1 protein-coding gene is annotated in these 1,643 nt (G+C 40.5%); it reads left to right on the top strand.

Annotation, left to right across the window (positions count from 1 at the left end):
• Nucleotides 1-269: 269 nt before the first annotated feature.
• The gene (locus tag MUB35_RS30325; protein ID WP_118137060.1) at nt 270-1,508 is read left to right on the top strand and encodes an IS110 family transposase; all 1,239 of its coding nucleotides are present in this window, start codon (nt 270-272) and stop codon (nt 1,506-1,508) included.
• The last annotated feature ends 135 nt before the right edge of the window (nt 1,509-1,643 follow it).

The following is a 1,643-nucleotide window of genomic DNA, read 5'->3' as shown; positions in this document are numbered from 1 at the left end:
TCAACGAATCATGAAAGCTTATCTCAGCCTATAATGAAAATAGGATACTGACTCCACTACTTTTTTCACTTCTCTTTTTGCCTTACAATAGTCTTAGGCAGGATTAAGTTTGATTGCACCTTGGAGGATTTGCACCCCGTTTGTCAACGTAAATGATTTGCCCTTGAGCACAGCATATTGTCGCACCTTTTATGAATAGCACGAGTAGCAAAGTCCGTATTATCTCGGGCAAATCTCCTGCCAATTCTATAGTAAAGGAGTTGTTCTGTATGAAAGACCTTCTGGAAATTTCCTGTGGACTGGATGTCCACAAAGAAAAAATTGTTGCATGTATCCTGACTGGTCCTCTGGGCAAGCCAACCCGTTCTGAAATCCGTGAGTTTTCTACATTGATTCCGGATATGATAGCATTACGGAATTGGATCGTTTCTAAAAACTGCCATCATGTAGCTATGGAAAGCACCGGTATCTATTGGATGCCGATTTATGAAATACTGGAGGATGCTTTCTCTGGTGACATTACCCTGCTTGTTGTAAATGCACGCCATATGAAAAATGTTCCTGGCAAAAAGACCGATATGCGGGATTCCGAATGGATTTCCACCTTGCTTCGCGCCGGACTTTTGAACGGAAGTTTTATTCCCGAAAAAAGAATTCGGGAATTCCGCGATCTAAATCGTTACCGTAAGAGTGTCATCCGCGATATTACGTCACAGAAGAACAGGATTGAGAAATTTTTACAAAGTTCCGGCTTCCGTCTATCATCCTTTATTTCTGATATTTTTGGCGCTTCGGGTAGAAACATCATTCTGCATTTAATTGAACATGGGCAGATTGATAAAACTGCTTTAGATTCTTGTCTCAAAACCAAGACCAGAAACCGTATTGATGAAATTCTCATGTCCGTGAACGGAACACTGTCAGAACACCAAAAGGCATTTTTAAGGATTCTCATGACTCATTATGATTCTTTAAAGAAACATCTTGCTGAAATTGAAACGAGTCTCGAGGAAGATATGGCTCCATTTGCCCTGCAGGTTGAGCAGTTGAATAGCATCTATGGAATAAGCACAACTGCTTCCTGTGCAATTATTGCTGAAATCGGTATTGATATGAAGCCGTTTAAAACTGCGGAACACATCTGCTCATGGGCCGGTTTGTGCCCAGGTAATAACGAAAGTGCTGGAAAACGAAAAAGCACCTCTGTCACAAAAGGCAATCCTTACATAAAAAGTATGCTCTGCGAAATTGCCTGGGTGATTGCAGGGAAACGCAACACTTATCTTTCGGCATGGTACTGGAGAATCAAACAGAAAAAAGGAGCCAAAAAAGCGATTGTCGCACTTGCCCGAAAACTTCTTGTCATCATCTACACAATGTTAAAACAAGGAACTGTATTTGACGAATCCTGTTTTGAAACAAGACGTAAGCACTGTGAACAAAAACAGCTTTCTCGTTATATACGGGAATTGGAAAAGCATGGTTATCATGTGGAAGCTCAAAGCTAGCCTTTCTTAAATACGATCAATCTCTCACTACAGGCAGCCAATACTGTGACTGCTTTATAGTGATGCTTTCATAATTGTTGAAAACATTTGTTGTCAAGGTTCAGTTTTTTGCTACGTGTTTTATTTTCGTAGCAA

The organism is Blautia sp. NSJ-175 (genome assembly GCF_022867815.1).
GTDB lineage: Bacteria > Bacillota > Clostridia > Lachnospirales > Lachnospiraceae > Blautia > Blautia celeris.
This window is presented reverse-complemented; position numbering and strand designations above follow the sequence as displayed.